Source organism: Sphingomonas sp. UYP23 (genome assembly GCF_054059235.1).
Window position 1 is genome coordinate 4,282,307 of the sequence record NZ_JBSSBX010000001.1, and the last position, 19,071, is coordinate 4,301,377.

At 64.0% G+C, this 19,071-nt stretch carries 25 protein-coding genes; 6 read left to right on the forward strand and 19 right to left on the reverse strand.

The features are described from left to right. Positions 1-42: 42 nt before the first annotated feature. The 5 genes from ACVWYO_RS21060 to ACVWYO_RS21080 all read right to left on the reverse strand — a co-directional run bounded on the left by ACVWYO_RS21060 (position 43) and on the right by ACVWYO_RS21080 (position 2,911). Positions 43-441, reverse strand: coding sequence for a transposase (locus tag ACVWYO_RS21060; protein ID WP_457355086.1), 399 nt, complete (start codon positions 439-441; stop codon positions 43-45). Further along, a complete protein-coding gene (locus tag ACVWYO_RS21065; RefSeq protein WP_457354173.1) occupies positions 422-565 on the reverse strand; it encodes a hypothetical protein in 144 nt (47 codons plus the stop codon). The genes ACVWYO_RS21060 and ACVWYO_RS21065 overlap by 20 nt, the downstream gene beginning before the upstream one ends. Before the next feature lie 240 nt (positions 566-805). Beyond that, positions 806-1,441, reverse strand: a complete 636-nt coding sequence (locus tag ACVWYO_RS21070) for an NAD(P)H-dependent oxidoreductase (RefSeq protein ID WP_457354175.1) — start codon at positions 1,439-1,441, stop codon at positions 806-808. 115 nt (positions 1,442-1,556) lie between these two features. Further along, a complete protein-coding gene (locus ACVWYO_RS21075) occupies positions 1,557-2,180 on the reverse strand; it encodes a YoaK family protein (protein ID WP_457354177.1) in 624 nt (207 codons plus the stop codon). Between the two features lie 17 nt (positions 2,181-2,197). Next, on the reverse strand, positions 2,198-2,911 hold the full coding sequence (locus ACVWYO_RS21080; protein ID WP_457354179.1) for an alternative oxidase: 714 nt from the start codon (positions 2,909-2,911) through the stop codon (positions 2,198-2,200). Between the two features lie 172 nt (positions 2,912-3,083). On the opposite strand from ACVWYO_RS21080, the gene ACVWYO_RS21085 reads away from it, so the two are divergent. Both ACVWYO_RS21085 and ACVWYO_RS21090 read left to right on the forward strand, forming a co-directional pair. Then, entirely contained in the window at positions 3,084-3,218 is a 135-nt protein-coding gene (locus ACVWYO_RS21085) for a hypothetical protein (RefSeq protein WP_457354181.1), read from the forward strand. Continuing rightward, a complete protein-coding gene (locus tag ACVWYO_RS21090; protein WP_457354183.1) occupies positions 3,206-4,201 on the forward strand; it encodes an acetate/propionate family kinase in 996 nt (331 codons plus the stop codon). The genes ACVWYO_RS21085 and ACVWYO_RS21090 overlap by 13 nt, the downstream gene beginning before the upstream one ends. Before the next feature lies 1 nt (position 4,202). Here ACVWYO_RS21090 and ACVWYO_RS21095 read toward each other — a convergent pair whose 3' ends face one another. The 13 genes from ACVWYO_RS21095 to atpD all read right to left on the reverse strand — a co-directional run bounded on the left by ACVWYO_RS21095 (position 4,203) and on the right by atpD (position 14,441). Further along, the gene (locus ACVWYO_RS21095; RefSeq protein WP_457354185.1) at positions 4,203-4,571 is read right to left on the reverse strand and encodes a histidine kinase; all 369 of its coding nucleotides are present in this window, start codon (positions 4,569-4,571) and stop codon (positions 4,203-4,205) included. Positions 4,572-4,674: 103 nt separating this feature from the next. Beyond that, positions 4,675-5,301, reverse strand: coding sequence for a response regulator transcription factor (locus ACVWYO_RS21100; RefSeq protein WP_457354187.1), 627 nt, complete (start codon positions 5,299-5,301; stop codon positions 4,675-4,677). Further along, the gene (locus tag ACVWYO_RS21105; protein ID WP_457354189.1) at positions 5,291-6,817 is read right to left on the reverse strand and encodes a PAS domain-containing sensor histidine kinase; all 1,527 of its coding nucleotides are present in this window, start codon (positions 6,815-6,817) and stop codon (positions 5,291-5,293) included. The genes ACVWYO_RS21100 and ACVWYO_RS21105 overlap by 11 nt, the downstream gene beginning before the upstream one ends. Positions 6,818-7,577: 760 nt before the next feature. Further along, entirely contained in the window at positions 7,578-7,853 is a 276-nt protein-coding gene (locus ACVWYO_RS21110; protein ID WP_457354191.1) for a hypothetical protein, read from the reverse strand. Between the two features lie 111 nt (positions 7,854-7,964). Further along, the gene (locus ACVWYO_RS21115) at positions 7,965-8,816 is read right to left on the reverse strand and encodes a F0F1 ATP synthase subunit gamma (RefSeq protein ID WP_457354193.1); all 852 of its coding nucleotides are present in this window, start codon (positions 8,814-8,816) and stop codon (positions 7,965-7,967) included. Next, entirely contained in the window at positions 8,813-10,351 is a 1,539-nt protein-coding gene (locus tag ACVWYO_RS21120; RefSeq protein ID WP_457354195.1) for a F0F1 ATP synthase subunit alpha, read from the reverse strand. Before ACVWYO_RS21120 ends, ACVWYO_RS21115 begins: the two co-directional genes overlap by 4 nt. Continuing rightward, on the reverse strand, positions 10,348-11,079 hold the full coding sequence (locus ACVWYO_RS21125; RefSeq protein ID WP_457354197.1) for a F0F1 ATP synthase subunit B family protein: 732 nt from the start codon (positions 11,077-11,079) through the stop codon (positions 10,348-10,350). The genes ACVWYO_RS21120 and ACVWYO_RS21125 overlap by 4 nt, the downstream gene beginning before the upstream one ends. Positions 11,080-11,083: 4 nt before the next feature. Next, entirely contained in the window at positions 11,084-11,329 is a 246-nt protein-coding gene (locus ACVWYO_RS21130) for a F0F1 ATP synthase subunit C (protein ID WP_457354199.1), read from the reverse strand. Beyond that, complete coding sequence (locus tag ACVWYO_RS21135; RefSeq protein WP_457355088.1) at positions 11,326-12,021, reverse strand: F0F1 ATP synthase subunit A; 696 nt, start codon at positions 12,019-12,021, stop codon at positions 11,326-11,328. The genes ACVWYO_RS21130 and ACVWYO_RS21135 overlap by 4 nt, the downstream gene beginning before the upstream one ends. Beyond that, the gene (locus ACVWYO_RS21140) at positions 12,021-12,290 is read right to left on the reverse strand and encodes an N-ATPase subunit AtpR (protein ID WP_457354201.1); all 270 of its coding nucleotides are present in this window, start codon (positions 12,288-12,290) and stop codon (positions 12,021-12,023) included. The genes ACVWYO_RS21135 and ACVWYO_RS21140 overlap by 1 nt, the downstream gene beginning before the upstream one ends. Continuing rightward, complete coding sequence (locus tag ACVWYO_RS21145) at positions 12,287-12,574, reverse strand: AtpZ/AtpI family protein (protein WP_457354203.1); 288 nt, start codon at positions 12,572-12,574, stop codon at positions 12,287-12,289. The genes ACVWYO_RS21140 and ACVWYO_RS21145 overlap by 4 nt, the downstream gene beginning before the upstream one ends. Further along, the gene (locus ACVWYO_RS21150) at positions 12,571-12,981 is read right to left on the reverse strand and encodes a F0F1 ATP synthase subunit epsilon (protein WP_457354204.1); all 411 of its coding nucleotides are present in this window, start codon (positions 12,979-12,981) and stop codon (positions 12,571-12,573) included. Before ACVWYO_RS21150 ends, ACVWYO_RS21145 begins: the two co-directional genes overlap by 4 nt. Beyond that, on the reverse strand, positions 12,978-14,441 hold the full coding sequence (gene atpD / locus ACVWYO_RS21155) for a F0F1 ATP synthase subunit beta (RefSeq protein WP_457354206.1): 1,464 nt from the start codon (positions 14,439-14,441) through the stop codon (positions 12,978-12,980). The genes ACVWYO_RS21150 and atpD overlap by 4 nt, the downstream gene beginning before the upstream one ends. Positions 14,442-14,678: 237 nt before the next feature. Between atpD and ACVWYO_RS21160 the strand changes: the two genes are divergently transcribed. Then, complete coding sequence (locus ACVWYO_RS21160; protein ID WP_457354208.1) at positions 14,679-15,416, forward strand: phosphoketolase family protein; 738 nt, start codon at positions 14,679-14,681, stop codon at positions 15,414-15,416. A gap of 359 nt (positions 15,417-15,775) precedes the next feature. On the opposite strand, the gene ACVWYO_RS21165 is transcribed toward ACVWYO_RS21160, so the two are convergent. After that, positions 15,776-16,681, reverse strand: a complete 906-nt coding sequence (locus tag ACVWYO_RS21165; protein ID WP_457354210.1) for a LysR family transcriptional regulator — start codon at positions 16,679-16,681, stop codon at positions 15,776-15,778. 117 nt (positions 16,682-16,798) lie between these two features. Between ACVWYO_RS21165 and ACVWYO_RS21170 the strand changes: the two genes are divergently transcribed. The 3 genes from ACVWYO_RS21170 to ACVWYO_RS21180 all read left to right on the forward strand — a co-directional run bounded on the left by ACVWYO_RS21170 (position 16,799) and on the right by ACVWYO_RS21180 (position 18,961). After that, complete coding sequence (locus tag ACVWYO_RS21170; protein WP_457354212.1) at positions 16,799-17,221, forward strand: DoxX family protein; 423 nt, start codon at positions 16,799-16,801, stop codon at positions 17,219-17,221. Positions 17,222-17,265: 44 nt separating this feature from the next. Beyond that, positions 17,266-18,138 carry an NmrA family NAD(P)-binding protein gene (locus ACVWYO_RS21175; RefSeq protein WP_457354214.1) on the forward strand — a complete coding sequence of 291 codons (873 nt, stop codon included), beginning with the start codon at positions 17,266-17,268 and terminating at the stop codon, positions 18,136-18,138. A gap of 199 nt (positions 18,139-18,337) precedes the next feature. Further along, positions 18,338-18,961, forward strand: a complete 624-nt coding sequence (locus tag ACVWYO_RS21180; RefSeq protein ID WP_457354216.1) for an NAD(P)-dependent oxidoreductase — start codon at positions 18,338-18,340, stop codon at positions 18,959-18,961. The last annotated feature ends 110 nt before the right edge of the window (positions 18,962-19,071 follow it).

Below are 19,071 nucleotides of genomic sequence, written 5' to 3' on the forward strand. Positions count from 1 at the left end.
CGCCGCTGCCGCCGGGCCAAACCTCACCGCAAAGGCGCTACCTCACCACCAACACCAATGCCGCGCAGCGGCTTCGTGCTTTGGGTCCTCGCCCCCAACACGGCTGTTGCAGAAGTCGACCAAAATACGTCGTTCGAAGATTTGGAAGCGGATGGCGGCTCCGCACAAGAGCCGCCGTTCCTTGGCGGGACTGGCCGAACTGACGGCAGGGCTGGCATTTGCGGCGTAACCCTTGTCGGCGAGCAATTCGTCGATGCGCTCATCGAGCATTCGGAACAGCGGACCAAAGCCTTTGACATCGTGCGCCCGTCCCGGTGTTAGGACGAAGCCAAGCGGTCGCCCGTGTCTATCGCAGCGGGCGTGGAGCTTGGTGGTGAAGCCGCCGCGCGACCGGTCAAGCCCCTGGGCCCTTGATCCCCTTTTACCCGACCGCCCAATGATGCACCCGGACCACCGTGCTGTCGATCATGTCGGCGCTGGTGCCGCGCTCCACCATCTCGGCCAGCGTTTCGAGAAGGGCGGCGAATACTCCTATCTCGACCCAGCGCAGATAACGCCGAAACACTCTGTTCGACTTGCCATAGTCGGCAGGCGCCACTGCGCACCTGACCGCGCCATCCACATCATGCCCTCGAAATAACGCCGATTGTAGCCGGCGGGCCGACACCGCGGCCATGTTCGGCCGGCAACAACAGTCCGATCAGCGCTCACGCTTCCTCCGAAACCTCGATGCGCTCCCAAAACCGCCTCAAAAAGCAGGCTTGAATCAACACGAGAGTGTCAGGTCAAGCTTTGTCCACGACGCTTAGCGCGCGCCAGAGGCCGTCATAGCTTCCAGCGCCTTCGCGGAATGGTGTGCGGCCGCGACGTCGCTGCAGATCTTGCGGGCGTGTTCTTCTACCTCGAACAGCGATTGGCTCACGAACCGCTCATCCATTCCCTCCACGATCGCGCCAAAATGCACGTGCCCAGCATCGTGCAACCCGAAAATTCCCATTAAATACCGGTCGAAGGCTTGCCGGATTGAACCGAGCTGGCCTTGTTCGTCGAGCCAGATCGATGTCGTAGCAGAACTCGAGAAGGTCGCGAAAGCCTTGCCGACGAGCACCGAATCAGGCCGGTGATCGCGAATGTCGGCCGGCGTCAGCGCTACGCCCAGCACGCGATCGACATAGCCCTTTATGATCGCCGGCGGCATGCCGAACCAGATCGGATAGACCAGCACGATGACATCGGCTTGCCGCAAGAAACCGAGCTGATGCGCGACATCGGCCGACATGCCGGTGGTGTGGCCGGGCCTGCGTGCGGCGCGCAGGCAGGGGTCGAAGTCGAGCGCATATAGGTCTCGTACGACCGCTTCCTGCCCGTTTTCGCGGACTGTCTGGCAATAGCGTTCGGCGACTTCGTGGTTGAAGCTGCCGGGTGCGGGATGCCCCAGCACGACGACGTGGCGGATCGGCGTGGTCGCCTCAAGAAGTGTGTCGGTCATGCTCGTCCTTTTCGGGAATGCGAACGGAGACCCTAACCTTGGCACGGTGGGGCAGCAGGATCGGGAACTACTTAGCCGACCCCCGGAAGCCCAGATGCCGTGTCGTAATTGCCAAAAGAAGCGATAAGCAGGCGGGCAGCCACAGCGCGGCGATCCCGAACCTCGGATATGCCACCGCGCCGAGGATCGCTCCCGCGACCAGCCCGGTCCATAAAGCGAGGTACGACAGCCACGCGAAGTCGCCACCGCCGAGGAGCAACCCGGCGATTCCCTGCCCGACCTTGGCCAGCGCTCCCGTCATGTAAGTCAGGCCGATGCTTCCCCCGGGCTGTTCGAAGGCGGCATTCTCCGACCCCATGGCAAGCGCGGTCAGCGCGATGGCGACGCCAGGCGCCCCGTTCATGCCGCAAACCGCTGCGCCCGACAGCAGCGCGGCGACCAAGACTAGTACGACCGAGCGTCGGTGGGTGCCCGCCAGCGTTCCGCACAGGGAACCGAGCACGACGCCGGCGACGAATCCACCGATCAGCCCGGCGGCGATCCCGGCACTAGCTGTGCCGTGACTGATCCCAACGGCAAAGCGTGTCGAGTTGCCGCTCATGAACGACACGAAGAATCCGCCGCTCGCGAGAAACCCGACCGCATCGACATAGCCGGCGATCGCCGACAGGCAGGCGGCCAACGCCTGCATCCGTCTATCGAGCCGAGTCAGGCGAGCTCGACCGCGTGCGGCGGATAGGGCGCGCTCGCCCGCTCTTTCGGCAGACCCCCGATCGTGCTCGCGAAACCGTGGTTGACGTCGCGATGATGCGCCTCATCGTCGCGCACGACCAGTACCAGGTCACGCAGCGTCGCATCATCGGCCATCTTCCAGTAATGGCGAGCGATGGCGGGCGCAGGCACGTTGGGCGAGCGGCCTTCGTCGATCTCCTGCAGGTACAGCGTGTAGCTGGTCACTGCCTCCTCCTCGAAATAGCCGACCACGCGGTGCGCGGTCTTCGAAGAGAGCAAGTAGAGCAGCGAAAAGCCGATCAGGAACACGCCCTGAACCAGCAGGATAACGGTGCGCTCGAACCAGGTCGGCTTGGCGATCTCAATGAAGGTCATCAAGTGCATCCGCTCGTTCTCGGCCTCTTCCATCAGGGTACGGATCCAGCCCTCGTCGTCGCGCATCCAGCGCAGGCATTTGAGATGGGTGAACATCGCCCCGACCATGCCGGGCACCGCCGCCACCGTCTCGAGTACGATCGCGCGGTGGCCGTAGCGCTTGGCGAAAAAGGTGTCGGCGCTGAAGCGCAGCAGTTTGGTGAAACCGAGCGCGAAATGGTCGGAAAAGCCGTGCGGTAGGTGGTGCACCACCGGTTGCGCGGCCCGTTCGGTGGCGATCGCGAGCGCGTCGGGCTTGAGGACGGTATTGACCATCGAATGTTCGCTTCCAGCTTGTGTAGCCACCGCTCTAGCGCACAGTTCGAACCCAACGCAGGGTCGGGAACTACGCAAACCCGCGCCTGCGTAGTTCCCGAAGCTGCCCTACGTGCGCTGCGAACTGCATAGCCTTCCGAGCCCAAGCCCCGCCCACAGGATCCCAAAGACCATGTCCATCGTCGTCGTGCTCAGCGATATCGATCGCTACCAGATGGAGTTCAAGCGCTACAGGCTATCCATCGCCGAGCATGGCAACGATACGCCCAAGGTGGCCGACTGGCAGCGGACGCCATGCGCGTCCTGACGCTCAACGGCGGGTCGTCCTCGGTCAAGTTCGGCGTCTATGCGGTCGGCAATACGGTGACGGAGGTCTCGACCGGCGAGGTCGAGCACGCCGATGCCGGCGATGGACTCTTCGATCGGATTGGCCAAGTACGCCCGGACGCGATCGGGCACCGCATCGTTCACGGCGGGATCGATCTTTTCGCGCCGGTGGTGATCGATGACGGCGTGATCGACCGATTACAGTGCGCGACGGCGTTTGCGCCGCTACACGCGCCCGCCGCGCTGGCGATGATCGCGGCAGCGCAAGCGGACTTTCCCGATGTGCCGCAGGTCGCCTGCTTTGACACGGGCTTCCACGCGGACCTGCCCGATCTCGCGGCGGTGCTGCCGATCCCAAGGGCGATGCATGCCGAGGGCGTGCGACGATACGGCTTTCACGGGCTGTCGTGCGAATCGATCCTGACGCAACTGGGCGGCGCCCCGCCCGATCGCCTAATCATCGCGCATCTCGGCAGCGGAGCAAGCGTGACAGCGGTGCGCGCGGGGCGCTCGGTCGATACCAGCATGGGGCTGACGCCGTCGGGCGGGGTGGTGATGGGGACGCGCGCCGGCGATCTCGATCCAGGGCTGTTGCTGTACCTAATACGTGAGCGCGGCATGGATGCCGCGGCGATCGAGGAAATGATCGACCGGCATTCGGGCTTGCTCGGCGTGTCGGGTCTGTCAGCCGATCTGCGGGTGCTGCATGCCAGCGACGACCCAGCCGCCGGTCTTGCGATCCGCAGCTTCTGCCGCTCGGTCGCCAAGCAGATCGCCGGAATGCTCGCGGTGTTGGGTGGTGCTGATCTCATCGTCTTCACTGGCGGCATCGGCGAGCACGACGTGGCGGTGCGCGCGGCAATCTGCGACGATCTCGGCTTTGCCGGGCCGATCGCTGTGCGGACGCTGCCGTCGCAGGAAGGCGCGCAGATCGCGCGGCATGTCGGGCGGCTCTTAGGTTAGCTCAACGCTCGGCGATCGCCGTGCGGATTCCCGCGAGCAATAGGCGGTCGGCTAACCCAGTCGGGACCATCACGGTGAAATGCTGTTCGATTGCTAGCGCCGCCAGCGCGGAAGAAATGACGCCTGCAAGCAGGATCGCAGCGCCATGCCACCCCTTCTCGCGCATCGCCTGCACCAGCGCCACGCCACCCATTCCGGGCATCGTCACCTCCGCTACGATGCAGACACTCGCCAGGGCAAGCGGGTCGGCGAGCAAGGGTGCGGCGCTGGCATAGGCGCGCACGTCGAACCCCTCTCCGCGCAGCATCAACTGGCGCGCGTGGCGTTCCGCCGGCACTCCGCCGATCAAGGCGATGCGTATGCCCGTCACTGCGGAAAACATGTCGTGCGATGTTGATCCATCGGCGCACAATCAACGAATCCAAGGCTGTCGTCTGTACGTAGAAACTGAAGGCCGGCCCGGCGTTTTGGGGTCACACGGCGGGCGAAGCGCCCAGATTGGCGGCGAACGCCAGTCGCAGCACGTCCGAAATCGAACGTACGCCAAGCTTGTGTGTCAAATTGGCGCGGTGCGCCTCGACCGTACGGGTCGAGATGCCGAGCTTGTAGGCTGTTATCTTGTTCGGCTGGCCAGCGACCAATCCTTCGAGCACGTCGCGCTCGCGCGGGGTCAAGGCGGCAAGGCGGATCGTGGCATCGCTCGCGTCGAGCTGCTGCGTCTGCGTCTCGGTCAACCGCTCGAACGCTTCCTCAATCGCGAGCATCAACGTTGCTTTCTCGAAGGGCTTTTCGAGGAAATCGACCGCGCCCGCCTTGATCGCGCGCACCGAAAGTGTGATGTCACCATGCCCAGTCAGCATGATGATCGGAAAGCCGACGCCGCGTTCGCCTAGGGTGCGCTGGACTTCGAGACCGTCAATCCCCTGCATCCGGATGTCGAGCAGGATGCAGCCGGGGGCCGCGAGGCCGACGCTTGCAAGAAACTCGGTGACCGACCCGTAGGTGACAACGTCGAACCCGGACGAGCGCAACAGAAAGCCGGCCGAGCGCCGGATCGCGTCTTCGTCGTCGACCAAATGGACGATCCGCTTATCCGACATCGCCTTGCTCCCGCAGCAACGTGAAGTGGAAGGCAGCCCCACCGCCCGGAGCCGAGTCCGCCCAGATCCGGCCATGATGCGCCTCGACGATCGTGCGGCAAATCGACAGGCCGACGCCCATGCCGTCGGGTTTGGTCGAGGCGAACGCCTGGAACAGGCGATCCGCCGAGTCAGGAGCGACCCCCTCCCCGCTATCGGCGATCGAAACTTGCATGCAATTTTCCGACTCGACCGCCGTCGTGATCGTCAGCACCCGGCGCGGCGACGCCGCCATCGCTTGGAGGGCGTTTCGGATCAAATTGACCAGCACTTGCTGGATCTGGATGCGATCGGCATGAACCAACTCGGCTTCGAGCGCGAAATGCATCACCGTTTCGACGCCCGCCTGCACAGCACCGATCAGGCCAAGGTTCGCTGCCTCGCGAACCAAAGCGTTTAGCGGTTCGGCGCATTGTTCCACATCGCCGCGCGCTACGAACTCGCGCAAGCGTCGGACGATCTGCCCCGCACGGATCGACTGGCCCGCAGCGTCGGCCAATGCCTCGCGCACAAGCGCCACCGTTTCCGCCGACGGATCGACCAGCAAGTCGCGCGTCGTTTCGAGGTAGTTTGCGATCGCGGTCAAGGGTTGATTGAGTTCGTGCGCCATTGTCGAGGCCATCGTTCCCATGGCACTCAACCGCGAGACATGGATCAGCTCCGTTTGAAGCTCGCGCAGTCGAAGTTCGGTCTGCTCGCGTTTGGTGAGGTCGCGAACGAAGCCGGTGAAGATCCGCTGCCCCCCGCTGAGCGTCTCGCCGACCGCCAGCTCGGCAGAAAAGGTTTCGCCGTTCTTGCGCACGCCGGTAACGGCACGGACCGCGCCGATCACCGTGCGCGCACCCCCGGCCAAATAGGCGGCAAGGTAGCCGTCATGCCGCTGCCGGTCGGGCGCGGGCATCAGCAATTCGACGTTGCGGCCAAGCACCTCGTTCTCGGCATAGCCGAAAATGCGTTCCGCCGCCGAGCTGAACGACGCGATCCGCCCGTGTTCGTCGATCACGATCATCGCGTCGGGCACGGTTTCCAGAATCGAGTGCAAATGCTGCTCGCGCCGCATCAGCGCCGTTTCCGCCGCCTTTTGATCTGTAATGTCGCGCACGACCTTGCCGAACCCGCGCAAGGCGCCTGCCTCGTCGTACAAGGCGGTGATCGTCACGCTGGCGAGAAACTCCGACCCGTCCTTGCGCAGCCTCCAGCTGTCCTCCTCCAAGCGACCCTCGGCGCTGGCTCGGGCGAGATCGGCGTGCGGTTTGCCAGCCAGCACATCTTCCGGGATATAGAACATTGCGGAGTCCCGGCCGAGAACTTCGACCTGCGTCCAGCCCTTGATCCGTTCGGCCCCGCGGTTCCAGATCGTCACATGACCTTGTGGATCGAGCATATAGATCGCGTAGTTGGTCGCCCCGTCGATCAGCAGCGCCAACTCTTCGCCGAGCAAACGCGCATCATCTCCGCCCGGTTGCGCGACCGTCATACCAAGTATCGATGCGCGAAGCGGATAGCGACATGTCCCGAGGAAGTTCGAGCCGGCGCTGGACAGGATCGGCCAGCAGACTGGCCCCGATCGTCTATACCTTCGCTACCGTAGGTTTTGCGCAGTGCTTCATGAATTCGTTCGCCGATTACGGCTGCGGAGTTGCACGATCCAGCGCCCTAATGACCCTCCAGGAGCAGTTCACGACATCGCCTCCATCGCCGGACAATCGAGGACGTCCGGCTCGATGCGCATCGAGCTTGGGCTTACAAGCATGCCCTGGACGATACGCTAGACGCGGTGGAGCGCCTCGACTTGCCTGATCCCGTGGCAAATCGCGTGACTACACGGCAGCGGCCTTAACAGACGTAGCTAAACTCATCTTGGCGAGGATTCGGAAAGGGCGGCGCGCCGCTACGGCAGTGACAATGAAACTTCGTCGCGAATGCACCACGCGTGGTGGTGCATCGCGCTCGCTCAGCCGCTCCGCGACTTTCGATCGACCTTTTACCGACCTGCCGGGCCGTCTTTCCGCGTCAGGGCGCTCTCGAAATCGGGACCGCGTCAGCGCGGAATGCCAAGCTTGCCGACAATTCTACGTCCCGGGAGACTTCGCTCAAAGCCGTGTCCCCGGAGTCCAAGCCTAATCCGAGCCCCAAGCCCGCCGTAGTCTCGCCCGTCGATCCGCCGAGGTCGAAGCCCGGCCGATCGAGCGGGCCAGCTGACGAAGACTGGCGGTCGCGCGACGTGCGATCGTTCATCACTCGAACCCGCTGACAAGTCTTGCACAGACTTCACCCGGCGCGCGCCTGTCATCAATTGTCAGGTCGTTCAGCAGGAAAATCACGTCAGGATCGCCGGCTTCCGGTGCGGAGTCGAGCATCGCAGCGTTCAGCCTCGCGAGGTCCGTTCTATACAGATCGGCCAGCCCGAGGTGTGAGGCCCGGGCGCACCCCTCAGTCGCGGCGTCCGCCTGTAACAGCGTCTGGCCGAGACGAGTCTGCGTGTACAGAATTTGGGGTGTCGTGGCGATCATGGGTGTGTCCTACACGGATTGACGCAAGTCTCGACCGCCTCCCGGCGCAATGCCGGATCAGCGTTAGGATGGGTCATAGCTTGATCGCCAGGCCACCTCGTGGGTCGGAAACTACCTAGCGCGCGCTTGACTCGCTGCCGCTCCTGCAGCGAGTTCGATGACTTCCGCGGTGATCTCTTCCTGTCGCACAAGCCGCGCCTGGGCCTGCAGATCGACCAGCTGGCGCGTGGATTGATCGCGCGCCGCCGCCATCGCTTCCATCCGCGCTTCGTTCTCGGCGGCGAAGGCGTGGAGCGCTGCGTGGCACAACTGAGCGTGGAAATAGTCGGCGGTCAGCCCGGCGAGGAGTTCCGCCGGCGCGAGGTTGTGCAGCGGGGGACCAAGCACTGACGCGGGAAATCGACTCAGATCGAGCGGGAGCAGCGTCATCCGCTCGATCCTAGCGTTGTGCCCCGGATCGCGCTGGCTGAAGACAACGTCCAGCGCCACAATCTCCCCCTTCGCCAGCCCGCTATAAAGCGCCTCCGCGACCCGATCGGCCAGTTTCGGAATACCCGCCGAGTGCGATGGCATCGCGCCGAGCCATGCCGGGTCGATCCCGCGTTCGGCAAGAACGGTGGCACCGCGCGTGCCGATTAGGAAGATTGCCGATCCTGCCAAGTCGTCGCCGAGCGATGCGAAGACGTGTTCGCTGAACGCACCGGCAAAGCCTTGCTCCGCCGCGAATACCACCAAAGCAGGATGCGTGTCAGCCGCTCGCTCCTTGTGCGGAGTCGACGGCATCAGCGTGAGCGCGCGGCCGATCGCGGCGGCGATCGTCGCGGCATAGCTGTCCACCGCCTTGACCTGCGCGCGCGCCTGCTGCGCCCGCGACGCAGCGATGCCGCGCATCGCGTTGACCACAGCTCCAAGCTGTTCGACGCCCTCGATCCGTGCGTCAATATCGGCAAGGCGAAGCGTCACGTCGCAGGGTCGACGGGCGCGGCCGCGAGTTCGGGCGCGAAGCTGGTCACATACTTCTCCAGCGCGCCGAGCAGCGCCCTTTTCGCGTCGTCGTCGAGCGTGCCGTCCTTCTGCATCATTGCGACGGCATCGGCCGCGTCGCGATCGATCATCTCGGCCAAGCCCTTGCGGAACCCCAGGATCGTGGGCAACGGAAGCACGTCGAGCAGCCCGCCTTGGACCGCGAGCACCAGGGCGACCTCGTCCGCAAGCCTTAGCGGCGCGTGCTGAATTTGATCGAGGATCGCGCGGATTCGCGCACCGCGCGTCAATTGCTGGCGGACGCGCGTATCGGGCATGCCGCCGAAGCGCGTGAAGCTCTCGAGTTCGAGGAACTGCGCGTAATCGAGCCGCAGCGTTTGCGCCGCTTCGCGCAAGGCATGTGCCTGCGTCTTGCCGCCGACGCGGCTGACGCTGGTGCCAACGTCTACTGCCGGCTTCTGCCCTTGGTAGAACAGCTTCGCATCAAGCACGATCTGGCCGTCGGTGATCGAAATGAGGTTGGTCGGGATATAGGCGCTGAGATTGCCTGCGTCGGTCTCGGCGATCGGCAACGCGGTCAGCGATCCGCCGCCCTTGTCCTTCGACAATTTCGACGCGCGTTCGAGCAACCGCGCATGGACGTAAAACACATCGCCGGGATAGGCCTCGCGACCCGGCGACTGGCGCGTCAGCAGCGCGATTTCACGGTGGGTGGCGGCGTGCTTGGTCAAATCGTCGATCACGATGAGCGCGTGGCCTCCCGAATCGCGGAAATATTCGGCCATAGTCATGCCGGCGAAGGGCGCGATCCATTGCAGCCCAGGCGAACTCGCCGCACCTGCGACGACGATAATGCAGCGTTCGGGCGCGGCGCTGCCCTGCATCGCGTCGATCGCACGGCGCACGCTCGAGCTTTTCTGGCCGACCGCGACATAGACGCAGACGATATCGCTATCCTTCTGGTTGATGATCGTGTCGATCGCGATCGTCGTCTTGCCGATCGCGCGGTCCCCAATGATGAGTTCGCGCTGCCCTCGGCCGAGCGCAAACAAGGCGTCGACCACCATCAGGCCGGTCTGCACCGGGTCGACCACCAGATCGCGGTCGATGATCGCCGGGGCGGGCCGTTCGATCGGATGCCGGGTGTCGCTGGCGATCGGCCCTTTGCCGTCGAGCGGGCGGCCGAGCGGATCGACCACGCGGCCGAGCAGCCCTTGCCCGACGGGGACGCGCACGACATCGCCAGTGCCGCGCACGCTGTCGCCCGCCTCGACTCCGTCGACGTCGTCGAGCAGCACGCAGCCGATGCGATCCTCATCGAGCATTTGCGCAAAGCCGAACTGGCCTTTCTCGAAGCGGAGCAATTCATCGAGCCGGACATTCGGCAGCCCTGACACCAAAGCGATGCCATCACCGACCTCCTCGACCCGCCCGATTTGCTCGGCCTGCGCGCCGAGGGTGGTGCCGCCGAGTCGAGCCTGCGAGTCCTTCAGCCAAGTGTCGGAAGCGTTCATATCGCCAGATCGGCCCGGATCGTCACCAGATCGGCTTGCCAGCTGCTGCGCACGATCAGATGCTCTCCGCTCAGCTCGAAGCCAGCGATCAACGTAGCATCGGTGGTGAACGCAATCTTGGGATCGCCGCCGAGAGCCTCACCGATCGCCTTCGCACAGCTCTGCTGAGTCCCCGCATCAAGCGTTACGGCGCTCGCAAGCATAAGCTTCATTTCCTTTGCTGCGGCGGCCTTCCGGGCCGGCGCGGGAAGCTTGCCGATCTCTTCGATCAGCCATTGCCGAAAGCAAGCCTGCACCGCGTCGCCATCGAGCCGCCCCGCCAGCCGACCGGCAATCTTGACCGCGAGGTCGGCCGACCGATCGCTCCAGGCGCCCTCCTGCGTCTTGGCGTCCTTGGCGATGTCGGCCTTCGCGGCGGTCTGCAGCGCGTCCGCATCGCTCTTGGCCTTCGCCAGGACCACCGCGCGCGCGACATCGGCCGCCTTGCGCGCGTCACCCAGTATCGTTTCGCGCTCGTTGGCGAAGCCAGCGCGCGTCTTCGCGACGTCGGCCAGTGCAGCCGCTGCCGTGTCGCTTGCCGTTTTGGCATCGTCGGTCGACTTCTGCGTCGCAGCGCGACGCGCTGCGATCATCGCCGCCACCGGCTTCCAGAAAAAAAGGCGGAGCAGCCAGATCAGGACCGTGACGTTGACGATCTGAAAGCCCAGTGTCCACCAGTCGATGGTCATGGCATCACTTCAGCAACGGGTTGGCGAACAGCAGCAACAGCGCGATGACCAGGCAATAGATCGCCATCGTCTCGATCATTGCCAGCCCGACGAACAAGGTCCGCGAAATTGTGCTGGCCGATTCGGGCTGGCGCGCGATTGCGTCCATCGCCGCTGCGACCGCGCGCCCCTCTGCGAGCGCCGGCCCGATCGCGCCGAACGACACCGCCATCGCCGCGGAAACTATACTGCACAGGGCCAACCAGTTCATGGTGCCGTCCTTTCTTGGGGAAACTTGGGAATGGGCTTGGCCGGCAGGCCGCTGCTGATGAAGACCATTGCCAGCACTGCGAAGATGTAGGCCTGAACCACGCCGGTCAGCAAATCGAGCGCCATCAACGGGATCGGCACGAGCAGGCCGGCGAGCGACAGCACGATGCCGATCACGAACACACCGCTCATCACATTGCCGAACAGGCGCACGAACATCGAAAAGGCGCGCGTGACGCTTTCGATCAGGTTCAGCGGAATCATCAACGGCGAAGGCGAAGCGAAGGTCGATAGATAGCCGCCGAGCCCGCCCGCGCGGATGCCGAACCAGATCACCGCCACGAAGACGAGCATGGCGAGTGCGGCATCGGTCTCGAGACGCGCGGTCGGGGGCGAGACACCGGGAACCAGCGTCGACCAGTTCGCCACGAAGATGAAGGCGAACAGCGTGCCGATGAACGCCCGATATGGACCCGGCTCTGCCTGCATCGTGTTGCGAATCTCGCCGTCGACGGTATCGACGATCAGTTCGAACAGCGCTTGCGTCTTCGACGGTGCCGCTTTCAGCGTGCGCGAGACGGCGATCGCACCGCCGATCAGCACGGCCATGATCGCCCATGTGGTGACTACCGCCTGCGAGATCGGCACCGGACCGATGTGGAACAGCGTCACGCTGGCGAGCGGCGAAATCATCATGCGACTGCTCGCAGGCGAAGCATGACGCCGAAGCGGGCGAGCACGATCCCCAGCGCCATTGCCAGCAACGGCCCGGCACCCTGAAAGCTGGCGAGCACGAGCAACCCGCCAAGTGTGGCCAGCCGCAACAGCGCAACTGCGATCGTCGTCGCCAGGCCGCCATCGTTGGCGAAACGCTGCGCGCTCCACCAAATGCTCATGAAATAGACGATACCGGCGAGAATGCCGGCGACCAGCCAAAGCGCGAGGAGAAGATCTTGCCTCATGCGCTCTTGATCCAGCGCCACGCCGACCAGCAGCCGAGGCCTGCGCCGAGCATGAGCAGCGGCGCGGTCCAGAAGATGCCGCAATGATACGTCCGGTCGAGCCAGCGCCCGGCGAAAATGCCGGCCAGCATCGGGACCACAGTGATCCAGCCGAGCACGCCGATTTGTGCGAGGCGCCGCGCCACCGAATCCTCGCCATCGCGCAGCCAGCGCGCTCGGCGTGCGCCGCGCAGCCGGACGTTGGCGATCAGCGGGTCTTCGGGCGGCGTTTTGAGCGCGCTCATGCGAAGGTCGTCCCGCCACTCGATCCAAGCTGGCTGACAATCCGGCGGATTGCATTGAGCTGGAGCTGGTTGTTTTCGAAGCGGTCGCTGCGCTCTTGCTCGATATCGGCGCGGAATCGGTCGAGTACAGTCGCATCGAGCGTTGCGAGATCGTCGCCCGCAATCGCCTCGCGCGTCGCGACGGCCACGTCCTTCCCGCCGGAGATCGACAGCATCCCGCGGCGCACCGCGCAGTACCGCCGCGACCCGTCGGTTCGCTTCCAGCCGACGACCGAGATTGCGAGGCTGGTCAGGAAATCGCCATGGCCGGGCAGGATGCCGAAGCTTCCGCTATCGTCCTCGGCGCGCACCGCGAGTGCTTCCTCGTCGACGACCACCGAAAGCGGGGTGACGATGCGTAGCCTCATGGCTTAGTATCCTTGTGGGCGTTCTGCTTGGTCGAGGCCGCTTCCTTGGCGCGCGCCTGGTCGAGCGTGCCGACCATGTAGAGCGAGCTTTCCGCCCAATCGTCGGCTTCGCCATCGAGGATCGCCTTGCAGCCGGCGAGCGTATCGGCACGGCTGACGCTCTCGCCGGGCGTGCCGGTAAAGGCTTCGGTGACGACGAATGGCTGACTAAGGAAGCGCTGCAGGCGGCGTGCGCGCTTGACGATCAGCCGGTCGTCGGCCCCGAGTTCCTCGACGCCGAGTAGCGCAATGATGTCGCGCAACTCCTCGAACCGCGCGAGCGCCTCGCGCGCCCGCTCGGCGAGCGCATAATGTTCTTCGCCCACCACCAGCGGATCGAGCAGCACCGAAGACGAGGCCAGCGGATCGATCGCTGGGTAAAAGGCTTCGGCCGCGAGCTTGCGCGACAGCATGATGATGCTGTCCATGTGGCTCGAAATGGCCGTCACCGCCGGGTCGGTAAAATCGTCCGCCGGGACATAGACCGCCTGGATCGCGGTGACCGACGCGCCGGGCACCGAGGCGATCCGTTCTTCGAGCGCGGCGACTTCGCTCGCCAGCGTCGACTGGTAGCCGACGCGCGACGGCAACCGCCCAAGCAGGCTCGACAATTCGCTGCCGGCCTGAACGAAGCGGAAGACGTTATCCATCAACAGCAACACGTTCTGGTGCTTCTCGTCGCGAAAATATTCGGCGATCGTCAGCGCGGTCAGCGGCACGCGCCAGCGCGCGCCCGGCGGCTCGTTCATCTGCCCATAGACCAGCACGGTGCGCTCGAGCACGCCTGAGCTCTGCATGTCGGTGAGCAATTCATGCCCCTCGCGCGAGCGCTCGCCGACGCCCGCGAACACCGAGAGCCCCTGGTATTTCGTGCCCATTGCGTGGATCAGCTCCATCACCAGCACGGTCTTGCCGACCCCTGCCCCACCGAACATCGCCGCCTTGCCGCCCTGTGCGAGCGGCGCCAGCAAGTCGATCACCTTGATGCCTGTCTCGAAAATGTCGGTCGACGAGGTCTCGTCCTCGAGCGCGGGTGGCTTTTGGTGGATACTGCGAAGAGGCGTTTCCTTCGGGAGCGCGGGGCCATTGTCGCGTACCGTGCCGACCACGTCGAGCAATCGCCCGAGGACCGCATCGCCGACCGGCACGGCGACCGGCACCCTCGTCGCCCGGACCCCGGTCTGGCGGGCGAGACCCATCGTCGCCTGCAGCGCGATCGCGCGGACCGTCTGCGGATCGACATGGCTGTGGACTTCGAGGACGAGCGTCTCCGGCCGATCCCAGTCGACGATCAACGCAGTGTCGATCGCCGGCAATTCTGCACCCGCAAAGGACACGTCGACGACCGCGCCGCGCACTGCGATCACGATTCCGTCGGGCGCCTTCGGCGTGGGACTCGGTTGAGGCAACGGTATCTCCATGCGGCGCGGCAGGGCACGCGCTGCTAGGGCAATGGCAGTCGGCCTGGTTGCGCGGCACCCTCGGGAACTACCTATGTCGGGGAAGCCACAGCCGGGTAGGTAGTTCCCGAACCTGCTGTGCTCGGGGCAACGGGGCTATGTCATTTTGGAAGGTCGAGCGCTCGACCCCTACGGGGCATGTGCATCGCCCCGAACGATCGCCGCAAGCGATCCTGCAATGCGTGGAGCCACAATCTCATGGATGCATCTGTTCTCACACGGGAGGCGGCACCCCGCCCCGACCTATCAATAGCGCCAGCCAAGCGTTGCCTCGGAGCGGAGGAACTCCGCCTGACCGACGCCTATTGGCGAGCCGCCAATTATATCTCGGTCGGCCAGCTCTATCTCTACGACAATCCGCTGCTGCGCGAGCCGCTGACGCTCGCGCACGTCAAGCCGCTCGTGGTCGGCCATTGGGGCACCACGCCGGGGCAGAATTTCATCTACGTTCATCTCAACCGCGCGATCTGCGCACACGATCTCGACATGATCTATATCGCCGGTCCCGGACACGGTGGGCCGGCGCTGGTCGGCAACACATATCTCGAAGGCACCTACAGCGAGTTCTTCCCCAACGTCACGCAAGACGAAGCCGGACTCAAGCGGCTGTTCACGCAATTCTCGTTTCCCGGCGGCATTTCGAGCCATGTCGCGCCGACCACGCCCGGGTCGATTCACGAAGGCGGAGAGCTCGGCTATTCGCTGAGCCATGCGTTCGGCGCGGTGCTCGACAATCCCGATCTGATCGTCGCTTGCGTCGTGGGCGACGGGGAGGCCGAGACGGGGCCGCTGGCGACCGCGTGGCAATGGGCCGCAAGGTCCGCGCCTTGGAAGCCATGCGCCGATCACTCACTGAACTTGCTAGGTCCTGTCACGGGGAAGATCGCCCCGATTGCCCTATCATCGAGCATTTGGCCGAATAACTTGTACGGCTAAGGGTTACTCGACCGCCGCGAGGGCCAAAACCGAACGGTTGTGATACCGGTAGCAAGGCCGCTCTCTGCCGGGCCGCGCTCAAAACCCGGCGGTCAGCAATCAGCGGGGCTTGATCCTTCGCGGCCACGGCACCGGTGAAGGTTGGTCTGCTCTTGTCGGAAGCTGTCGTTCGGCCCCGTCATCAGGAATGACCGCAAAGTCCCAATGGCGGACCGAAAGCCGTTGACCAGATCCGGTCGTTTATATCTTTTCCGGCGAACGTCCGGCATTGACTAAAGCTGCCGGTCGCAGCGGATGACTAGCAACGCGCCCCATTCGCGCTCGTTATACGGAAATAGTGTGTGACCTGAACCCGCCATTCATTCCAGAAACGGCGTCAAGACCTCTTCGATCCATTCCATGAAGGCGCGGACTCGGCGCGACAGATTGCCTCGATGTGCCACCACGAGCGATACGGCGAGCGCCTGGCGCTGAAATTCGGGTAGGATCTCTACCAGCGATCCGCTCTCCAGATAGGGGCCGATGCCCATAAGCGGCGCCTGGATCAGACCAATGCCGGCAAGGGCGGCGGCTTCGTAGGTCTGGGCACTGTTCACGTGTAGCGCACTTGGCAAGTGAAGCGTCGCGTAGCCGTCGCCGTCCGGATATTCCCATCCATGAGGTCGCGCGCCCAGCGTCGTCGAAAAATGGATTGTGCGATGTTGCTGACGTTGGAGATCTTCCAGCGATCGAGGGGTGCCGTAGCGCGCCAGATAGGCAGGACTGGCGGCGTTCGCCATGCGCAACATGCCCAGCGGGCGGGCGATCAGCGTCTCGTCCCGGATGGGTCCAAGCCGTAATACACAGTCGAATCCCTCTTGAACCAGGTCGACGTGCCGATCGGTACTCGACAGTTCCAGCTCCAGTTCGGGATGGGCCGCCATGAACTCCGGCAGGGCCGGCACGATCGTCATGCGCGCTACCTCGGTTGGGAGATCAATTCGCAAGCGCCCGCGCAGGGCCACGCGATCGCCTGCGAACATCGAATGCAGGTCATCGACTTCCGCAAGCAGGCCGCGGGCACGAGCATGAAAGGCGCGGCCGTCCTCCGTTAGCTGCACGCTGCGAGTCGTCCGGTGAAGCAGCCTGACGCCGAGATCTTCTTCCAGCTTGCGGACCGCCGTCGAAGCTCTCCCTTTCCGGATGCCCAGGCTGTCCGCCGCGCGGGTGAAGCTGCCCATGTCCGCCACCGTGATGAAGATGAGCAGCGGCCCGAGATTTTGCATTTTCGTGCCTCGATATTGTTCACTAAGAAGGAAACAGTGCGTTCGGTCTGCCGGTGTTTATCATACCTTGGAGACACAGTAATCCTCGGAACTGAGACTTCCACCGGAGAACGACCCGTGTCCGAAACTATGATCTTGCATCAGGCGCTCGAAACCTTGGCCGTGCATCGCGCCCTATGGGCCGGCCGGATGATGAGCGCGTTTGTCATTGTCGCCCTGGTGGCTGACGGCGTTATCCAACTTTTCGCGCCGCAGCAGATTGCGAGCATGTTGCAGGAAACCGGGTTCGCGTTGGAACTGACCCGCGTCGTGGGTCCGATCATCCTCGCTTGCGCGATCCTCTACGCCATTCCATCCACCGCCGTCCTCGGCGCGGTCCTGGTGACCGGATTTCTGGGAGGCGCCATCTGCGCGCATGTCCGCATCGGTGAGCTGGGATCGCCGCCAGAACTGATTTCGCTGCTGCTGGGCGCGATGACATGGGGTGGTCTCTATCTGCGCGATCACCGCGTCCGGGCGCTTCTGCCGCTCATTCATTGAACCAATTGGGCGGTGTTTTGTCCTAAACGATCAGGAGAAAAAGCATGTTCCTAGTAACGGGAATTACGGGAAAAGTCGGCGGCGCGACGGCACAACATCTGTTGGCGCGCGGCAAGAACGTCCGCGCGCTCGTCCGCGATCGCGAGAAGGCGGCTGCTTGGGCGGACCGGGGCGTGGAAATGGTGGAAGGCGATTGGAACGATCCGGCAGCCATCGAACGAGCGCTCAACGCCGTCGACGGCGCATTCGTCATGTTGCCAGCGATCTGGACGCCCTCGCCCGACTATAAGGAAGCAAAGGGCGTGATCGCGAACTATGTCGCGGCGCTGACCAATGCGGCACCGCCGCGGGTCGTCGCGCTGTCGTCTATGGGGGCGAACAGGCCCAGCGGACTCGGGATGATCACGGCTTTGGCGCTTATGGAGCAGGGTCTTCGAGATTTGCCGTCGCCGATCGCCTTTGTGCGCGCCGGCGGCTTCTTCGAAAACTTCCTTTTCGGCCTGCATGTGGGTCGTGGGGGTACGCTACCAGTCTATTATAATCCGACGAACCGGAAATCGATGATGGTCGCGACCAACGACATCGGCGCAGAAGTCGCGACGCTTTTGACCGGGCCGGCCTGGTCAGGACAGCGTGTCATCGAGCTTGGTTCTATGGTCAGCGCGGACGAGGTCGCGGCGCAATTGGGCGAGGTTCTGAGCCGCGACGTGAAAGCGTTTGCCGTCCCGCGTGCCGGCTGGGCAGAAGCGTTCGAGCAATTCGGCGTCCCCAAGGGCCACACTGGACCGGCCGAAGAGATGTTCGAGGCCGTGAACGCGGGATGGATGGACCTTGGCGTCGCGGGCACGGAGCACGTAGCGGGCACGACGTCCGCACACGACGTCTTCGCGAGAGCGCAACGGGCCGCCAAGTCGTAGGTCCGAGGACCTGCGGATCGATGCGACTTAAGGGATCTGCTCCGGAAATTCGCGCTCCTCCGAAAAATGGTTGCGTCGTTGCCGGCCGTCCGGATTGGAGCGGCCGGCACCCGATTTGCGTCGCTATTCTGGCAGAGAGTTCGAAGAGGCCCGGCCGGTGCGAACCGCGACGCTCTCGATGAAAAAATCGAGGTTAGACATGAAGATTTTTGTTTTGGGTGCAACGGGCGGAACGGGACGACTGATCGTTAGCGACGCTGTGGCGAGAGGTCATTCCGTCGCTGCCTTGGTTCGCTCGACGGCAGAGGCCGATCTGCCAGGAGCAGAATTGATCGAAGGCGATGCCCGCGATGATGGCACTCTCGGGCGCGGCATGGACGGTTGTGATGCCGTCGTCTGCGCGTTGGGGACCGGTATGGGTTTTCGCAAGGTCAGCCTGCTGACAGAAGTGACACGCGCGCTGGTCCCGGCAATGACGCGCCGCGGCGTGCGCCGCCTGGTCTGCATCTCCGCTTTGGGGGTCGGGGACAGCCGCGGCCACGGCGGCTTCGTGTTCGACCGCCTCTTCCAGCCTTTGCTGCTCAACCAGTCTTATAAGGACAAAACCCAACAGGAAGCCGCGATCCGCGCCAGCTCACTCGATTGGGTCATTGTCCGGCCTGCCATGCTCACCGATGACCCAGCTCAAGGCAGCGTCAGGGCCGTGATAGACCTCGCAGGCATCAACGGCGGCAAGATCGCTCGCGCAGACGTTGCTCGGTTCGTTGTCGACCAACTGACGACCGACACTTGCCTGAGACGGACACCGGTTATCCTGTGGTGAGCTTGGTCCCGCAGATTAGTTCTCGAGCATATGAAAATCGAGGATACGGGGTCGGGCAACTGCTAGCGGATTGGGTCCAATCCCATGTTTGGAATCCGGAAGCTGGCCGC

Excerpts from the sequence above, each read along its gene's own strand:
- ACVWYO_RS21145 (WP_457354203.1), bottom strand. The coding sequence starts at position 12,574 with ATGAGCGCGCTCAAAACGCCGCCCGAAGACCCGCTGATCGCCAACGTC.
- ACVWYO_RS21100 (WP_457354187.1), bottom strand. The coding sequence starts at position 5,301 with ATGTCGGATAAGCGGATCGTCCATTTGGTCGACGACGAAGACGCGATC.
- ACVWYO_RS21175 (WP_457354214.1), top strand. The coding sequence starts at position 17,266 with ATGTTCCTAGTAACGGGAATTACGGGAAAAGTCGGCGGCGCGACGGCA.
- ACVWYO_RS21135 (WP_457355088.1), bottom strand. The coding sequence starts at position 12,021 with ATGATTTCGCCGCTCGCCAGCGTGACGCTGTTCCACATCGGTCCGGTG.
- ACVWYO_RS21160 (WP_457354208.1), top strand. The coding sequence starts at position 14,679 with ATGGATGCATCTGTTCTCACACGGGAGGCGGCACCCCGCCCCGACCTA.
- ACVWYO_RS21165 (WP_457354210.1), bottom strand. The coding sequence starts at position 16,681 with ATGCAAAATCTCGGGCCGCTGCTCATCTTCATCACGGTGGCGGACATG.
- ACVWYO_RS21110 (WP_457354191.1), bottom strand. The coding sequence starts at position 7,853 with ATGATCGCCACGACACCCCAAATTCTGTACACGCAGACTCGTCTCGGC.
- ACVWYO_RS21140 (WP_457354201.1), bottom strand. The coding sequence starts at position 12,290 with ATGAGGCAAGATCTTCTCCTCGCGCTTTGGCTGGTCGCCGGCATTCTC.
- atpD (WP_457354206.1), bottom strand. The coding sequence starts at position 14,441 with ATGGAGATACCGTTGCCTCAACCGAGTCCCACGCCGAAGGCGCCCGAC.
- ACVWYO_RS21080 (WP_457354179.1), bottom strand. The coding sequence starts at position 2,911 with ATGGTCAATACCGTCCTCAAGCCCGACGCGCTCGCGATCGCCACCGAA.
- ACVWYO_RS21105 (WP_457354189.1), bottom strand. The coding sequence starts at position 6,817 with ATGACGGTCGCGCAACCGGGCGGAGATGATGCGCGTTTGCTCGGCGAA.
- ACVWYO_RS21075 (WP_457354177.1), bottom strand. The coding sequence starts at position 2,180 with ATGCAGGCGTTGGCCGCCTGCCTGTCGGCGATCGCCGGCTATGTCGAT.
- ACVWYO_RS21090 (WP_457354183.1), top strand. The coding sequence starts at position 3,206 with ATGCGCGTCCTGACGCTCAACGGCGGGTCGTCCTCGGTCAAGTTCGGC.
- ACVWYO_RS21085 (WP_457354181.1), top strand. The coding sequence starts at position 3,084 with ATGTCCATCGTCGTCGTGCTCAGCGATATCGATCGCTACCAGATGGAG.
- ACVWYO_RS21180 (WP_457354216.1), top strand. The coding sequence starts at position 18,338 with ATGAAGATTTTTGTTTTGGGTGCAACGGGCGGAACGGGACGACTGATC.
- ACVWYO_RS21120 (WP_457354195.1), bottom strand. The coding sequence starts at position 10,351 with ATGAACGCTTCCGACACTTGGCTGAAGGACTCGCAGGCTCGACTCGGC.
- ACVWYO_RS21150 (WP_457354204.1), bottom strand. The coding sequence starts at position 12,981 with ATGAGGCTACGCATCGTCACCCCGCTTTCGGTGGTCGTCGACGAGGAA.
- ACVWYO_RS21125 (WP_457354197.1), bottom strand. The coding sequence starts at position 11,079 with ATGACCATCGACTGGTGGACACTGGGCTTTCAGATCGTCAACGTCACG.
- ACVWYO_RS21130 (WP_457354199.1), bottom strand. The coding sequence starts at position 11,329 with ATGAACTGGTTGGCCCTGTGCAGTATAGTTTCCGCGGCGATGGCGGTG.